Annotated in this window: 14 protein-coding genes; 10 read left to right on the top strand and 4 right to left on the bottom strand. The window is 73.8% G+C overall.

From position 1 onward, the window contains the following. Positions 1-316 precede the first annotated feature (316 nt). Together AB0L25_RS09285 and AB0L25_RS09280 are read right to left on the bottom strand one after the other, a co-directional pair. Positions 317-1810, bottom strand: a complete 1494-nt coding sequence (locus tag AB0L25_RS09285; protein ID WP_500170222.1) for a LolA-like protein — start codon at positions 1808-1810, stop codon at positions 317-319. Positions 1811-1947: 137 nt separating this feature from the next. Further along, positions 1948-3219: a hypothetical protein gene (locus AB0L25_RS09280; RefSeq protein WP_500170221.1), complete on the bottom strand. Its 1272-nt coding sequence runs from the start codon at positions 3217-3219 to the stop codon at positions 1948-1950. Between the two features lie 153 nt (positions 3220-3372). On the opposite strand from AB0L25_RS09280, the gene AB0L25_RS09275 reads away from it, so the two are divergent. The 4 genes from AB0L25_RS09275 (at position 3373) to AB0L25_RS09260 (ending at position 6589) form a co-directional block, all read left to right on the top strand. After that, positions 3373-3744 carry an NADH-quinone oxidoreductase subunit A gene (locus tag AB0L25_RS09275; RefSeq protein WP_500170219.1) on the top strand — a complete coding sequence of 124 codons (372 nt, stop codon included), beginning with the start codon at positions 3373-3375 and terminating at the stop codon, positions 3742-3744. Between the two features lie 73 nt (positions 3745-3817). Then, a complete protein-coding gene (locus AB0L25_RS09270; RefSeq protein WP_500170217.1) occupies positions 3818-4993 on the top strand; it encodes an NADH-quinone oxidoreductase subunit B in 1176 nt (391 codons plus the stop codon). Then, on the top strand, positions 4990-5643 hold the full coding sequence (locus AB0L25_RS09265) for an NADH-quinone oxidoreductase subunit C (RefSeq protein ID WP_500170215.1): 654 nt from the start codon (positions 4990-4992) through the stop codon (positions 5641-5643). Before AB0L25_RS09270 ends, AB0L25_RS09265 begins: the two co-directional genes overlap by 4 nt. Then, the gene (locus AB0L25_RS09260) at positions 5636-6589 is read left to right on the top strand and encodes a complex I subunit 1/NuoH family protein (RefSeq protein WP_500170213.1); all 954 of its coding nucleotides are present in this window, start codon (positions 5636-5638) and stop codon (positions 6587-6589) included. Before AB0L25_RS09265 ends, AB0L25_RS09260 begins: the two co-directional genes overlap by 8 nt. Here the strand turns inward: AB0L25_RS09260 and AB0L25_RS09255 are convergent. Both AB0L25_RS09255 and AB0L25_RS09250 read right to left on the bottom strand, forming a co-directional pair. Further along, on the bottom strand, positions 6586-7377 hold the full coding sequence (locus AB0L25_RS09255; protein WP_500170211.1) for a hypothetical protein: 792 nt from the start codon (positions 7375-7377) through the stop codon (positions 6586-6588). The genes AB0L25_RS09260 and AB0L25_RS09255 overlap by 4 nt on opposite strands. Positions 7378-7435: 58 nt before the next feature. Beyond that, positions 7436-8287, bottom strand: coding sequence for a ComEA family DNA-binding protein (locus AB0L25_RS09250; protein WP_500170209.1), 852 nt, complete (start codon positions 8285-8287; stop codon positions 7436-7438). Between the two features lie 207 nt (positions 8288-8494). Here AB0L25_RS09250 and AB0L25_RS09245 point away from each other — a divergent pair, with 207 nt between their 5' ends. Genes AB0L25_RS09245 through AB0L25_RS09220 form a run of 6 tightly spaced genes read left to right on the top strand, consistent with a single transcriptional unit; the run spans position 8495 to position 14921 of the window. Continuing rightward, the gene (locus tag AB0L25_RS09245; protein ID WP_500170208.1) at positions 8495-8950 is read left to right on the top strand and encodes a 4Fe-4S binding protein; all 456 of its coding nucleotides are present in this window, start codon (positions 8495-8497) and stop codon (positions 8948-8950) included. Continuing rightward, complete coding sequence (locus AB0L25_RS09240) at positions 8947-9564, top strand: NADH-quinone oxidoreductase subunit J family protein (protein WP_500170206.1); 618 nt, start codon at positions 8947-8949, stop codon at positions 9562-9564. The genes AB0L25_RS09245 and AB0L25_RS09240 overlap by 4 nt, the downstream gene beginning before the upstream one ends. Then, complete coding sequence (gene nuoK / locus AB0L25_RS09235; protein ID WP_500170205.1) at positions 9564-9932, top strand: NADH-quinone oxidoreductase subunit NuoK; 369 nt, start codon at positions 9564-9566, stop codon at positions 9930-9932. The genes AB0L25_RS09240 and nuoK overlap by 1 nt, the downstream gene beginning before the upstream one ends. Next, positions 9929-11926, top strand: a complete 1998-nt coding sequence (locus AB0L25_RS09230; protein WP_500170203.1) for an NADH-quinone oxidoreductase subunit 5 family protein — start codon at positions 9929-9931, stop codon at positions 11924-11926. Before nuoK ends, AB0L25_RS09230 begins: the two co-directional genes overlap by 4 nt. Further along, complete coding sequence (locus AB0L25_RS09225) at positions 11923-13428, top strand: complex I subunit 4 family protein (RefSeq protein ID WP_500170201.1); 1506 nt, start codon at positions 11923-11925, stop codon at positions 13426-13428. Before AB0L25_RS09230 ends, AB0L25_RS09225 begins: the two co-directional genes overlap by 4 nt. Beyond that, positions 13428-14921 (top strand): NADH-quinone oxidoreductase subunit N, encoded by a 1494-nt coding sequence (locus tag AB0L25_RS09220; RefSeq protein WP_500170199.1) that lies wholly within the window; start codon positions 13428-13430, stop codon positions 14919-14921. Before AB0L25_RS09225 ends, AB0L25_RS09220 begins: the two co-directional genes overlap by 1 nt. The last annotated feature ends 39 nt before the right edge of the window (positions 14922-14960 follow it).

Genomic DNA, 14960 nt, shown 5'->3' with positions numbered 1-14960 from the left:
CTTAGGCTTGCCTTCATGGTATGTCCGGGAGGCGATGCTGGGATCGGGGGACTGCTGAGTCACCGGACACCCCGGGTACGAACTGGTCGAATCCCCCAGTTACCGCCGACACAGGCAGCTGTGCTGGCGGCAGAGGTCGACGTGCAGCCGCCGGACGAGCCTTCTGCGGTTCGCCGAGGAGCCGTCATCTCCCGTGGGCACGGAGTTCACGCCCCGAAGTGTAGACAGAGCGAATTCCGCTCGAACCCACCGGCCCCCACGCGACCCCGGCCGCGGCCGACTCCGGCCGTCCGGGCGGGCCGGGCGGGCCGGGCGCTCACGGGGTCCGCGACGTGACGGCCTGCGGGGCGTCCGGCGCCGTCGCGCCCGGCGAGGCCGACGAACCGGGCCGCGGCGCCGCGGCCTGCACCAGCTCCCGGCGCTCGGCGTCGATCTCGGCGAGCAGTTCCGGGACGTCGTCCGCGGCGAGCGCCTCGCCGACGACGCGGGCGTTCGCCTGGTACGGGTACGAGCCCGGGTTGTTCAGCGCGGCCCGCATCCACGTCCGCCACTGCCTGCCCGCGACCGTGCAGCTCAGCGTGACCGTCCGGGCGTCCGTCACGGGCGCCGAGCCGCGGCACGTTCCGAGCGGCCGCCCCCGCGAGTCGATCGACGCCCGCAGCGACGCGCGCGCGTCCGCCGAGACCGTCCCCTCCCAGGTCGACAGCGTCGCCGGGACCTGGACGGTGCAGCCGTTCATGTTCTGGTCGCAGTTCTTGAACGTCAGCTTGCCGGGCGTGAAGTGCAGCGTGGGGTCGGTCGCGCCCCCGAGCTGCTTCACGCGCGCGCGCAGTTCTTTGAACAGGGGCGCCGGGTCGGTGAGGGGCTGCGCCTTGAGCGCGAGCGTGGTCCGGCCGGACGTGCGCACGCCCAGCAGGCGGTGCGGTGCGGCGACCGCGACGAGGTACTCGGCGTCCGCGGCCCGCACCACGTAGGCGGGGACGCCGCCGACCTCCTCCCGCTTCGGGTTCGCGGACGCCTTGGCGAGCATCCGCGCCACCGACTCCGGCGACAGCGTCTTCGCGACGTCCACGCCGGGCAGCGCCAGCGGCGCCTTCGCCCAGCCGCCCGCGTAGTACTCGGGGTGCTCGGTGCCCGCCGCGTACGCGCGCCAGAAGTCGAGCCCCGCCTTGATGTAGGTGACGCCGTCGACCGTCGCGAGCAGCGCGGTCCGGGCGCCGGCCGTGAGCGTCCCGCTGGCCGACCCCTCCGGGCTGATCTGCAGCCGCAGCCGCGCGGGCCCGCCCGCGACGGTGAGCGTCCCCGCGTACCGGAGACCGAGCCCGTCGGTGAGCCCCCGGCCCGCCGCGAGCGACCACGCGGGCGGCGGCGTCACGGACGGCTTCGCGATCGGCCCGGACGGTTCGTCGTCCGCGGCCGTCGCCATCGTGACGGCGCCCGCGGCGGTCGCGGCCATCGCGACCCCGGCCGCGAGCAGCAGCATCCGGTTCCGCTTCGCCATCCCGCGCTGCCGCCCCGGGACGGCACCGGGCGGCACCGGCCCGCCGCTCCCCGGCGGCACCCGCCCGTCACCGCCGGGACCGCCGGGACCGCCGGGGTGCCCGTCGTCCGGGCCGCGTCCGGCCTCCGGCCATGCCGGGCCGTCCGCGAACGCGTCCGGCCGCCGCTCGTGCGCGGCCCGTCCGGCGACCGGCACGTCGCGCGGCGCGCCGCCGCGGCGGCCGTGCCGCGGGACGGCGGGCTCGTGCGGGCGCCCGGGAGGCATGCCGGGCGCGGCGGGATCGGTGGGCTCGGAGGAAGGGAAGTCCACGATGACAAGAATGCCCGACGACACGGGTCCCCGGAGCGGGGACGGACGCGTCGCCGGGCATCCGGACGCGGACCGGTGCGGCGCGCGGAGCACCCCGCCTGCGGTGCTCCGCGCCCCTCACCTGCGGTGGCCTGCGCCTACTCGCTGTCGAGGCCGCTCTGCATCGCCTGGACCTCGCTCGCCGTGGCGCCGATCACCTTGTAGTCGGCGTGCTTGTAGAACGTGCCGCCGGTCTTCTCGGCCCAGCTCGTCCACGCGGAGCTCTTGACCCGGCAGCTCGCCCAGACCGGGTCCTCCGTCTTGATCGTGATCGTGGTGGTGCACTCGCCGAGGCTCTTGCCCGTCAGGGTCCCGGCCGTCAGCGAGAACTGGATCTCGACGCTGACGGGCGTCCCGACCCCGTACGGCGGCCGGATCTGCGCCTGCACGGTGCAGCCGGAGTCGTCCTGGCAGTTGCCCTTCTTCCACTCGGCGATCGTCGGGCGCGCCGCCGCGTTGAACGAGTCCTTCAGCTCGCCCATGCTCGTGCGCATGTTCGAGACGATCGTCTCGCTCTCCGAGGAGCTCTTCGGGTTCACGTCCAGCGCCACGCGCGGCGTCGTCGCCTCGAAGTGCAGCAGCTCGGGGTCGTCGGAGTCGCTGATGTAGAGGGTCGAGGAGAACGTGCTGAACTTGAGCGCCTTCGTGCCCTTCCAGCTCGTCTCGACCGGGTCGACCGTTCCACCGGCGGCCGCGTCCAGCTTGGCCGCCAGCGCCGTCGGCGACAGCTCCTCCTTGAACTTCAGGTCGAGCTCGTCGGGGTTCATGCGCCCCCACTGCTCGCCGTCGCCCAGGTAGTACGGCGTCTCGGACCCGGAGATCTGCTGCTTCCAGAACGCGGAACCGGCCTTGGCGAACAGCATCCCGTCGGCCGCCAGCACGGTGACCTGGCTGTTGTTCCACGTCACGGCGCCGTAGGCGCGGCCGCCCTTGGTGACCGACAGCTCACCGCGGATCGCGTTGGCGCCGCCGCCGAAGTCGCCCTCCAGCCCGACGGAGGTGTCGGCGCCGATGTCGTCCGCCGCGGCGCGCAGCTTCTCCTCGGGGGTCATGCCGCCGCTCGTGGCGATCACCACCGCGACCACGGCGACGATGATCACCGCGACCAGGCCGCCGCCGACCAGCAGGGCGATCAACGGGCCGTTGCCGCGCCTCGGCGGAGACGGCGGGGGCATCCCCGGCCCCATCGGGGCACCGGGCGGCGGGGGGAAGAAGGGGGGAGGGGTGCCGGGGCCGCCGACGCCGCCGGGGCCCGGCCCGCCCGGGACGCCGGGACCGTGGCCGCCCGGACCCGCGGGCGGCGGCGGAGGCGGCCAGGACGAACCGCCCGGGGTCTCCCAGCCGCCAGGCGGCGGAGGAGGGTTGCTCATCTGGTCACGTCCTTCCAGGTCAACTGACCCCAATGCATCACTAGTGTGCAGTAAAAGGATGACACTGCGATCCTCCAGGGGGGAGGTACGTCGTCACACTCCCCGTGGACCGTCCTCAGGGATACTCGGTGAGACGCACTCCGGGAGGAAGTCGTGCATAACTATTTCGACTCATATGCGCTCGTCCTGGCGCTGCTCCTGGTAGGCGGCGCCATCGTCGGGGGCGGTCTCGCCGCCAACCGCATGCTGCGCCCGCATCGTCCCACGGCCGAGAAATTCATGACGTACGAGTGCGGCGTCGACCCGGTCGGCGAGGGCTGGGCGCACTCCTACGTCCGGTACTACGTGTTCGCCTACCTGTACGTCGTGTTCGCCGTGGACGCCGTCTTCCTGTTCCCGTGGGCCACCGTCTTCGACGCCCCCGGCTACGGCTTCACCACCCTGGGCGAGATGTTCGTCTTCCTGGGGTTCCTCGCCACCGGCCTCGCCTACGCCGCGAAGAAGGGCGTCCTGTCCTGGGTCTGATCCCGGCGCCGGCCGCCCGCCGCGGCCTTCCGCGGGCCTGAACGGGGCGCGTCCCGGCTGTAACAATGAGGGCGTGGGCACTGAGGGCAAGGGCACCGGGCGCGCGGGCGCCGAGCGCGCGGGCACCGTCGATCTACCGTCGCCGGGCGTGGGGCCGCTGTCGCGGATCGCCCCCAAGCCGATCAAGTTCGTGCTCAACTGGGGGCGCCGGTACTCCCTGTGGGTGTTCAACTTCGGTCTCGCCTGCTGCGCGATCGAGTTCATCGCCACCTCGATGAGCCGGCACGACTTCATGCGCCTCGGCGTCATCCCGTTCGCGCCCGGCCCCCGGCAGGCCGACCTCATGGTCGTGTCCGGCACGGTCACCGACAAGATGGCCCCCGCCGTCCGGCGCCTGTACGAGCAGATGCCCGAACCGAAGTACGTCATCTCGTTCGGGGCGTGCTCCAACTGCGGCGGCCCCTACTGGGACTCCTACAGCGTCACCAAGGGCGTCGACCAGATCATCCCCGTGGACGTGTACGTGCCGGGGTGCCCGCCGCGTCCCGAGGCCCTGCTGCACGGCATCGTCCACCTGCAGGAGCGGATCGCGGGCGAGACGCTGGGCGACCGGTACGACGGCGACCCGGTGACGCCCCCGCCCCCGCCGCGCCCGCTGTCCCCGACCGTCCTGCGCCGCCCCCTCCAGCCCCCGCCCGCACCCGAACCCGAGCCGTCGGCACCCGTGCCCGAGCCGCCGGAGGACGGGGCGCGCGCGGTCGTCGCGCCGCCGCCGGAGGACGACGACGAGGCGCGCGACGTCCCCGAGTACGACGAGCGGCCGCTCGGGCCGTCCGACGTCGAGGCCGTGCAGGCGGCCGACGTCCGGACGCAGCCCGTCCCGTCCCTCGACGACGCCCCGCCGGCCCCGGGACCCGCGGACGAGACGATCCCGGTGGCGCCCGTCGGCGAACCGGCCCGCCCGTCCGGTCCCATCGGGCGCACGCCGGACGGGGACGAGACGGTCCCGGTCCTGCCCGTCGAGAACCCCGACGGGGACGAGACGCTGCCGGTGCAGGCGCTCGCGGACGACCCGCCGCGGTTCGGCCTCCCCGGGCGGCGCGCCCGGGACCTGCGCGACCACGACCCGACGATCATCCCCGGGCTGTCCGACGGCGGCCACTACGAGATCGACCACGACGAGATCGGCCACGACGAGATCGGGCACGACGAGATCGGACACGACGACGAGATCGGGCGCGACCGGTGACCGCGGACGGGCCCGCCGGGCTCGAGTCCGCGTGGCGCGGGCGGTTCGGCGACGAGGTCAGCACCGAGGAGACGCACGGCGGCCTCGCCGTCGGCGTCCCGCCCGAGCTGTGGATCGACGCGCTGACGTTCGCCCGCGACGACCTGGCCTGCGGCTTCTTCGACTGGCTGACCGGCGTCGACGAGCTGGAGGACGGCTTCGCCGTCGTCGTGCACGTGTACTCGCTCGAGCGCCGCCACCACCTGCTCGTCCGCACGCGGGTCCCCCGGGACGAGCCGGTGCTGCCGACCGCGACGGCCGTGTACCGGGGCGCGGCGTGGCACGAGCGCGAGACGTTCGAGATGTTCGGCATCGCGTTCGAGGGGCACCCGCACCTCGTCCCGCTCCTCCTGCCGGACGGCTTCGAGGGGCATCCGCTGCGCAAGGACTTCGTGCTCGCGGCGCGCGTCGCGAAACCGTGGCCGGGCGCGAAGGAACCGGGCGAATCGGGACACGGGGCGCCGAGCCGCCGCCGCGTCCGTCCGCCCGGGATCCCCGACGCGGGCCCGTGGGCGGAGGCGGCCGAACGCGCCGCCCGTCCGGCCGCCCGTCCGGCCGCCCGTCCGGACGAGCGCGCCGCCCGTCCGCCGGAGAGGGACCCGGATGCTTGAGGTCGTCGTCAAGCTCGCGCTCGTCGCGGCCGCGTTCGCGGTCCTGCCGCTCCTGGTGGGGCAGGCCGAGCACAAGGTCATGGCCCACATGCAGAGCCGCCTCGGCCCCATGTACGCGGGCCGCTTCCACGGGTGGGCGCAGCTCGTCGCGGACGGCGTGAAGTTCGCGCAGAAGGAGGACGTGGTCCCGCTGGCGGCGGACCGGTGGGTGTTCAAGCTCGCGCCGGGCGTCGCGCTCGTCCCGTACCTGCTGGTGCTGCTCGTGATCCCGGTCGGGCCGGGCGGTCAGGTCGCGCTCGACCTCGGCGTCGGCGTGTTCTTCGCGCTGGCGGTGATGGGCGTCGGCGTGATCGGCGCGATCATGGCGGGCTGGGCGTCGGCGAACAAGTACTCGCTGCTCGGCGGGATGCGCGTCGCGGCGCAGCTGATGTCGTACGAGCTGCCGATGGTGTTCGCGGCGTCGTCGGTGGCGATGGCGGCCGGGACGCTGTCGCTGCAGGGCGTCGTGGAGGAGTGGCGCTGGTGGTGGCTGCCGTGGCAGGCGGTCGGCGCGGTCGTGTTCTTCGTCGCGGGCCTCGCCGAGCTGCGCCGCCCCCCGTTCGACATGCCGGTCGCCGACTCGGAGATCATCTTCGGCCCGTACACCGAGTACGGCGGCCTCCGGTTCGCGCTGTTCATCCTCGCCGAGTACGCCGGGATCGTCGTGCTCTGCGCGCTCACGACCGTCCTGTTCCTCGGCGGGTGGAAGGGCCCGTTCCTGAACACCGAGCTGGGCTGGTTGTGGACGACGCTGAAGGTCGCCGCGCTCGCGTTCTGCGTCATCTGGCTGCGCGTCGCGAACCCCCGGATGCGCGAGGACCAGCTGCAGAAGCTCGCCTGGGCGTGGCTCGTGCCGCTGTCCCTCGCGCAGCTCGCGCTCACCGGCGTCCTCAAGGTCGCCCTCTAGAGGTACTCGTCGTCGCCGCCTTCGAGGTCGTTGAGCCCGACGTGCAGCGGGTCGAGCGGCCCGTCGCCCCATGGTTCCAGGTACGTTTCCGCGGGCCGCCGCACGCCGTCGGCCCAGCGGACGTCCAGCCATTTCGTCGCGAGCACCGGCTCCCGCAGCGGCGGCAGGGCGCCGGCGAGCGCGTCCCAGTCGAGGGCGAGCCCGTCGACGGTGACGCCGCCGTGCGACGACGGCGCCTTCCCGGCCTCGGCGTCCGCGAGGATCCGGTCGAGCTCGGCGCGGGCGGCGGCGTCGCCCGCCCGGCCCCGGTCGTGCAGGTCGAACGCGTGCGCCAGCAGCGGCAGGGACCGCTCCGGGTCGAAGTCGTAGGGGTCCATGATCCGCGCGGCGACGCGCCCGGCCCCGTCGTCCTCGCCGGTCTCCTCGTCGCCGTCCTCATCCTCGTCGAGGTCGTCGAGGTCGTCGGCCCGCAGGGCGAGCACGCGGGCGAGCGCCGCGTCGCAGCGCTCGTCGCCCGTCCGCAGGAAGGGGTGCAGGTCGACGCCCTGGACGATCTCGCCCTCCTGGACGACCCACGCGTGCAGGACGGCGCCGTACAGCATCACCAGGTAGTCGTCGACGCCGCCGCCGAGGGACTCGAAGCTCTCCCGGAGGAGGTCGAGCGTCGGCGCGGCGTGCACGTGCCCCTGCCGGGCGCCGCCGGGCGACACCGAGAACTCCAGCAGGTAGCAGCTGTGCGGCAGCCCCTCTTCTTCGTCGCGCGAGTCGGTTTCGGGCGCGTCGGGCACGTCGGCCTCCGGGAACGGGAGCGGGTTCGGAGACCGGTTCTACCGGACGGGTCGGACGTTACGGCAGGAAGATCGTGAAGTCGGCGAGCTGGGGGAGGACGTCGGGCGGCAGGTCGGCGTCCACGACCATCTCCTCGACGGAGATGAACGGGCCCGTCTCCGCCCGCCGCCGGACGACCCGTTCGGCCAGCTCGGGCGTCATGCCGGGCAGCGCCGCGATGATGTTCGGCGGGGCGTGGTTGACGTCGACGAGGCCGCCGTCGTCGTAGGTGCGCGGCTCGTCCGGACGGCCGATGCGCAGCTCGCGCGCGAGCGCCGGGTCGCGCGCGGCGAGCTCCCGGGCCTCCTCGCGCAGCGTCCGCCGGAACTTGGCGACCTCGATGGCGTGCTCGTTCGCGAGGTTGCGCGGCGGCTCCTTCGGGAACACCTTCGACCGCGCCGCGAACGCGTGCCCGGTGCCGCCGATCCACAGCAGCATCATCAGGAACGAGCCGATCGCGCTGAGCAGCAGGCTGTCGAACCCGAACGACGCCATCGAGACCATCAGCCCGGCGCCGTAGCCGGTGGCGGCGGCGCCCATCCCCCACGAGCCCCGCTTGATCGCGGCGTACATGAACGAGAACGGCGTCCCGTACCCGAAGGTGAGCAGCGGGACGAGCGCCCAGCCGACCCCGCTCGACACGGCCGGGGCCACGACGGGGACGGGCGGCGGTGGCGGCAGCGGCGCCGCCGGCGGGTGCGGCGCGCGCCACGGCGGCGACCCGTACGGGCGGGGCGGACCGCCGTGCGGGACGCGCGGCGCCTGCGGCGCCCGGGGCGGGTGCGGCGGGCGCGGGGCGCGCGGCGGCGCGTGCGGCGCGTCCCCGGGCCGGCCGGGTCCTGCTTTCTCGGGGCCGTTCGCGTGGCTCACCTGACCTCCTCGCCGCAGGCCGATCGCGGTACGGACCGGCGGTCCCACGTCTCGTACGACGAACGCGGCCGCCGTCGCGTTCCCCCGCGCCCCGCAGTGCGCAATCATGGGGCCGTGGGACGGCTACCAGGAGGCGGGCTGGCCAAGGGGCTGGCCGTCACGTTGCGGACGATGACGCGGCGTTCCATCACGCGCCAGTATCCGGAAGTGCAGCCGGATCTGCCACCGCGCAGCCGGGGCGTCATCGCGCTGTTCGAGGAGAACTGCACGGTCTGCATGCTCTGCGCCCGCGAGTGTCCGGACTGGTGCATCTACATCGACTCCCACAAGGAGACGCTCCCGGCCGAGGGCGGCGGGCGCGCGCGCACACGGAACGTCCTCGACCGGTTCGCCATCGACTTCGCGCTGTGCATGTACTGCGGCATCTGCGTCGAGGTGTGCCCGTTCGACGCGCTGTTCTGGTCGCCGGAGTTCGAGTACGCCGAGTACGACATCGCCGAGCTGACGCACGAGAAGGAACGGCTGCGGGAGTGGATGTGGACGGTCCCGCCGCCGCAGGCCCCCGATCCGGCCGCCGAGGACCCGAAGGAGCTGGCCGCGGCGGAGAAGGCCGCCGCCCGCGCCGCCCGCACCTCCGGCGGGCCCCCGGGGGACGCGCGGTGACCGGCCAGGAGGTCGTCTTCGCGCTGCTCGGCGTCGTCGCCGTCGGCTCCGCGCTGCTCGTGGTGACGACGCGTCAGCTCGTCCACGCGGCACTGTGGCTGGTCGTGTCGTTCGGCGCGCTCGCCGGCGGCTACCTGGTGCTGACGGCGGAGTTCGTCGCGTGGGTGCAGGTGCTGATCTACGTCGGCGCGATCGTCGTGCTGCTGCTGTTCGGGATCATGCTGACCCGCGCGCCGATCGGCGAGTCCGCCGACCTCGACTCCCCGAACCGGTGGGTCGCCGCCGCCGTGGCCGCCGCGACCGCCGCCGTCCTGGTCACCGTCCTCGTCATGGGCTTCGGCGACGAGCGGATGCCGCTGCGCGCCGGCGGCGGCTCGGCCGAGGAGCTCGGCTCGGCGGTGTTCCGCACGTGGGTGCTGCCGTTCGAGGTGCTGTCGGTGCTGCTGCTCGCGTCCCTCGTCGGCGCGATCGTCCTGTCCCGCTCGGACGTCCGCACGAAGCCCGACCGGGCGAAGACCGACCGCACGAAGCCCGAGCCGGACGGCGAGCCGGAGGCCGAGCGGGACGGCGAGCCGGAGGCCGCGCCGGACGGCGAGCGGGAGGGCGAGCGCTGATGCACCTCGCCTACCCCACGGTCGTCGCGGCCCTCCTGTTCTCGATCGGCGTGTACGGGGTGCTGGCGCGGCGGAACGCGATCCTCGTCCTGATGTCGGTCGAGCTGATGCTGAACGCCGTGAACCTGAACCTCGTCACGTTCGACGTGTGGCTCCAGGACCGGCTGCACGGCGGCCAGGTCCTCACCCTGTTCACGATCGTGATCGCGGCGGCGGAGATCGGCATCGGGCTCGCGATCGTCCTGCTGGTCTACCGGAACCGCCGCATGATCGACGTCGACCGCCTCCGCGACCTCGCCGAGGACCGGACGGACGAACGTCCGGATCGTCCCGCGAGCCCGGCCCGGGACGAGGAGGCCGCACGGTGATCGCCCTCGCGTCCCTGACCGTCCTCCTCCCGTTCGCCGCCGCCCTCGCCGGATTCCTCCTCGGCCCCCGCCTCACCCGCGCGCTGCGCGGCGGCACGCCCCCGCGGTCGCCGCTGCGCAACGGCCCCGCGCTGATCGCGTGCGTCCCGGCGGCGGTGTCGCTCGTCCTCGCGGCGATCGTCGCGTTCACCGTCTGGCGCGACCCCGGGACCCGCACCGGCGGGCTCACCGTCGTCGACACCGGCACCGTCCCGATCCGGGTCGCGCTGCAGGTGGACGGGCTGTCGGCCGTCGTCGCGCTGATGGTGTGCTGCGTCGCGCTCGCCGTCCAGGTGTACTCGGTCGTCTACCTCGACGGCGACCGCCGCTACTCCTCGTACGCCGCCTTCGTGTCGCTGTTCACGTCGGCGATGCTGCTCGTCGTCTTCGCCGCCGACCTGATCGTCCTGTACGTCGGCTGGGAGGTCATGGGCGTCTGCTCGTACTTCCTGATCGGCCACCACTGGGAGGAGCGGGAGTACTCGCGGGCGGCCGTCAAGGCGTTCCTGACGACCCGGCTCGGCGACGCGGGCTTCCTCGTCGGCATCATCGTCCTGGGGGTCGGCGCCGGATCGTTCGCGATCGACGACGTCCTGCGGTTCGCGGGCGGCCTCCCGGACACGACCGTCACCGTCGCCGCGCTGCTGCTCCTCGCGGGCGTCGTCGGCAAGAGCGCCCAGTTCCCGCTGCACACCTGGCTGCCGGACGCGATGGCCGGTCCGACGCCGATCAGCGCGCTGATCCACGCCGCGACGATGGTCGCGGCGGGCGTGTACGTCGTCGCGCGGCTGTTCGGCGTGTTCGCGGCGGCCCCGGCGGCACTGGCCGTCCTCGGCGTCCTGGCCGTCGTCTCCATGGTCGGGGCGGCGCTCGCGGCCCTCGCGCAGGACGACCTCAAGCGCGTCCTCGCGTACTCCACGATCAGCCAGCTCGGCGTGATGGCCGCCGGCCTCGCCGTCGGCGCGCACACCCCGGCGATCTTCCACCTGCTGTCGCACGGCGCGTTCAAGGCGCTGCTGTTCCTCGCCGCCGGGTGCGTCATCGTCACGACCGGAACGAACATGCTCGCCCGCTACGGCGGCCTCCGGCACGGCATGCCGATCACGTTCTGGTCGATGACGATCGGGCTCGGCGCGCTCGCGGGCGTCCCGCCCCTGTCCGGCTGGTTCAGCAAGGACTCGGTCATCGAGGCCGCCCAGCACTCCGCCCTCCACGGCGGGACCCTGTACGACGAGGCGCGCGGACCGGGCCTCATGGCCGTCGTCCGTCCTATGGAGAGCCACCCGGGTGAAGGCGGCTGGTTCGCCTACGCGCCGATAAGCCCCGGCACCACGCTCGAACCGACCTACGGCCAGACCATCCCCACCGGGGTCGCCTGGCTCGTCTACCTGGGGCTGCTCCTCACCATCGCCCTCACCGCCGCCTACGCGACCCGCACCTGGCTGATGACGTTCTTCGGTGAGCCGCGCGGGACGCACGACGCCCGCGAGCCGTCGAAGATCATGTCGTGGACGGTCGCGGCGCTCGCCGTCCCGGCGGCGGTCCTCGGGTTCTTCGGGCTCGGCGCGGACGAACTGCGGCCGCACGTCGGCCCCGCGCTCCTCGGGCTCCTCTTGACCGCGCTCGGTGCGGGAGCCGCGTTCCTCATCTGGAACCGCGATCCCGCACTCGACCCGGCGCGCGCGCTCGGGCGCGTCCGTCCGGTCTTCGCGCGCGCCTTCTACGTGGACGAGCTGTACGCGGCGGCCATCGTGCGGCCCGTCCGGGCGCTCGCGCGCCTCGTCCTCACGGCGGACGCGCGCGGCGTCGACGCCGCCGTCGTCGCGACCGGACGGTCGGCGCGCCGGATCGCCGGGCCCCTGCGCCTCCCGCAGAACGGCAACCCGCAGACGTACCTGACGGGCCTGCTCGCGGGCGTCGTCGTCATCGCGGCCGTGGTGGTGATCTTCCAGTGATCTTCGTCGTGATGATGGCGATCCCGCTCTGCGGGGCGCTCGCGCTGCTCCTGCCGCGCGACCGGTTCCTCGCGAGCGGCCTCGCCGTCCGCCGGTTCGGGACGTTCGCGTCCGGCGCGACGCTCCTCGTCGCGGTCGCCGCGCTCAACGCGTTCGACTACGCCGACCCGTCCGCCGTCCAGCTCGGGATCGACCGGGAATGGGCCCCCGCGATCGGGCTGCGGTTCCACCTGGGCGTCGACGGGATCTCCCTCCCGCTCGTCGCCCTCACCGCCCTGCTCACCTTCCTGTGCTTCCTGCACCTGCTCCGGCACGTCCCGGACGGCGGCGACGTGCGGCTGCTGACCGCGCTGCTGCTCGTCCTGGAGGTCGGGCTCCTCGGCACCTTCACGTCCCTCGACCTCGTCCTGTTCTTCGTGTTCTTCGAGGTCGTGCTGATCCCGATGTACGCGGTGATCATGCTGTGGGGCGGGCCGGGGCGCCGCGCCGCCGCGTACAAGTTCGTCCTCTACACCCTCCTCGGCTCCGGGCTGCTCCTCGCCGGGATGCTGCTGGTCGCCGTCGACGCCGGGACGCTCGACATGACCGAGCTGGCCGCGCGGCACGGCTCCGGCCTGACCCACGGCATGCAGGTGACGGCGTTCGCGCTGATGGGGCTCGGGTTCGCGGTGAAGGCGCCGATGTGGCCGCTGCACACCTGGCTGCCCGACGCGCACACCGAGGCCCCGACCGTCGGGTCCGTCCTGCTCGCCGGGGTGCTGCTGAAGATGGGCACCTACGGGCTCGTTCGCGTCGCCGTCCCGCTCGCCCCCGACGGCGCCGCGTTCTGGGCGCCGTGGCTCGCGCTCCTCGCCGTGATCGGCATCGTCTACGGCGCCCTCGCCTGCCTCGGCCAGCGCGACCTCAAACGGATGATCGCCTACTCGTCGGTCGGGCACATGGGCTTCGTGCTGCTCGGCATCGCGACGCTGACGCCCGTCGGGGTGAACGCGGCGCTGTTCGGCAACATCGCGCACGGCCTCATCACCGGCCTGCTGTTCTTCCTCGCCGGCGCGGTCAAGGAACGCTGGGGAACCTACGACCTGGACGCCCTGGGCGGCGGGATGCTCGCGACCGCCCCGCGGCTCGCGTCCGTCCTGACGTTCGCGTCCGTCGCGTCCCTCGGCCTGCCCGGGCTCGCCGGGTTCTGGGGCGAGATGATGGCCCTCATGGGCGCGTACCGGCCCGCCCCCGACCTGCCCCGCACCGCGTTCCTGATCTTCCTGGCGGTCGCCGCGCTCGGCGCCGTCCTCACCGCCGCCTACTTCCTGCGCATGCTCTCCACGATCACCCACGGCCGCCCGGACCCCGCCGCACCCCCGCGCGCCCCCGCCGCCGTCACCGTCCAGGAGTACGCCGCCTGGATCCCCCTGGTCGCGCTGACCCTGCTCATCGGGCTGTGGCCGAAGACCCTGCTGGACGTGACGACCGCCCCCGTGCGGGCCCTGCTCGGAGGCGGCTGATGATCCAGAGCATCGACTACGCGGCCGTCGCCCCGCCGCTGATCATCGCGATCGCCGCCGTCGGGCTGCTGCTCGGCGACGCGTTCGGCGTCCCCCGGCGCGTCCTCGGGGCGCTGTCCGGCGCGTCCCTCCTCGCCGCGTTCGGCGCCGTTCTCGCGCTCGGCCCCGGCGACCGCCGCGCCACGTTCTGCCTCCCGGACGGCCTGCGCGGCGACGGGCCCGCGTCCTGCTCGTACGTCGCCGACGACTTCACGCTCGCCTTCCAGGGGATCGTCCTGCTCGGCGCCGCCGTCGTCGTCCTGCTGTCCGTCCAGCAGATCGCCGACGCGAAGGTCCCGGCGGGGGAGTACCACTTCCTCCTGCTGGCCGCCGTCGTCGGCGCCCTCACCCTCGTCGCCGCCCGCGACCTGATCCTGCTGGTCGTCGCCCTCGAAACCCTCTCGCTCCCCGTCTTCGCGCTCGTCGGGCTCCGCCGCTACGACGGCACCGCCTCCGAGGCGGCCCTCAAGCTCTTCCTCGTCTCCGTCGTCTCCGCCGCGATCATGCTGTTCGGCGTCAGCCTCCTCTACGGCGCGACCGGCGCGATGCACCTCGACCGCATCGCCCCCGCCCTCGAGACGCTCCCCGCCGAACTCGACGCGGTCGCGGCCGCCGGCATCGTCCTCGTCCTCGCGGGCTTCGGCTTCAAGGTCGCCGCGGTCCCGTTCCACTTCTGGGCCCCGGACGTCTACCAGGGGGCGCCGCTCCCCGTCGCCGCGTTCCTGTCCGTCGTGTCGAAGGCCGCCGGATTCGCCGGGCTCGCGATCGTCCTGTCCCTCGGCCTCCCCGCCTACGCGCACGTGTGGGGGCCCCTCGTCGCCGTCCTCGCCGCCGTCACGATGACGCTCGGCAACCTCGTCGCGCTCCGCCAGCGCACCGCGATCCGCCTGCTGGCCTGGTCGTCGGTCGCGCAGTCCGGGTACATGCTGGCGCCCCTCGCCGTCGGCACCGACCACCTGCCCGAGGCCGTCGCCGCCACCACCGCCTACGTCGCGTTCTACGCCGTCATGAACCTCGGCGCGTTCGCCGTCGTCACCGGCTTCCGCCGCCGCACCGACGAGACGTCCCAGCCGATCGACACCTTGGACGACTTCCGCGGGCTCGCCCGCCGCGCCCCCGCCCCCGCCACCGCCGCCGCCCTCGCCTTCTTCCTCATCTGCCTCGCCGGGCTCCCCCCGGGCGTCATGGGACTGTTCGCGAAGGTCGTCGTGTTCCGCGGCGTCGTCGCCGGCGACGTCGTCTGGCTCGCCGTCGTCATGGCGATCAACACCGTCGTCGGGCTCTACTACTACCTGCTCTGGGCCGCCCGCCTGTTCACCGCGCCCACCGGGCCCGCCCCCGAAACCGTCCCCGGCCTGCCCGTGCGCTTCGCCGTCGCCGCGACCGCCGCGGGCGCGCTCGTCCTGTCCGTCGCGCCGCAGGTCATCCTGCAGACGGTGACCGCCGCGAGCTGACGGGAACGTTTCGCCAGGTCACCCCGTTTCGTTCTTGGG

The sequence above is a fragment of the Spirillospora sp. NPDC052242 genome, assembly GCF_040679555.1.
GTDB lineage: Bacteria > Actinomycetota > Actinomycetes > Streptosporangiales > Streptosporangiaceae > Spirillospora.
The sequence above is the reverse complement of the archived record's forward strand: the minus strand, read 5'-3'. Positions and strand labels throughout refer to the sequence as shown.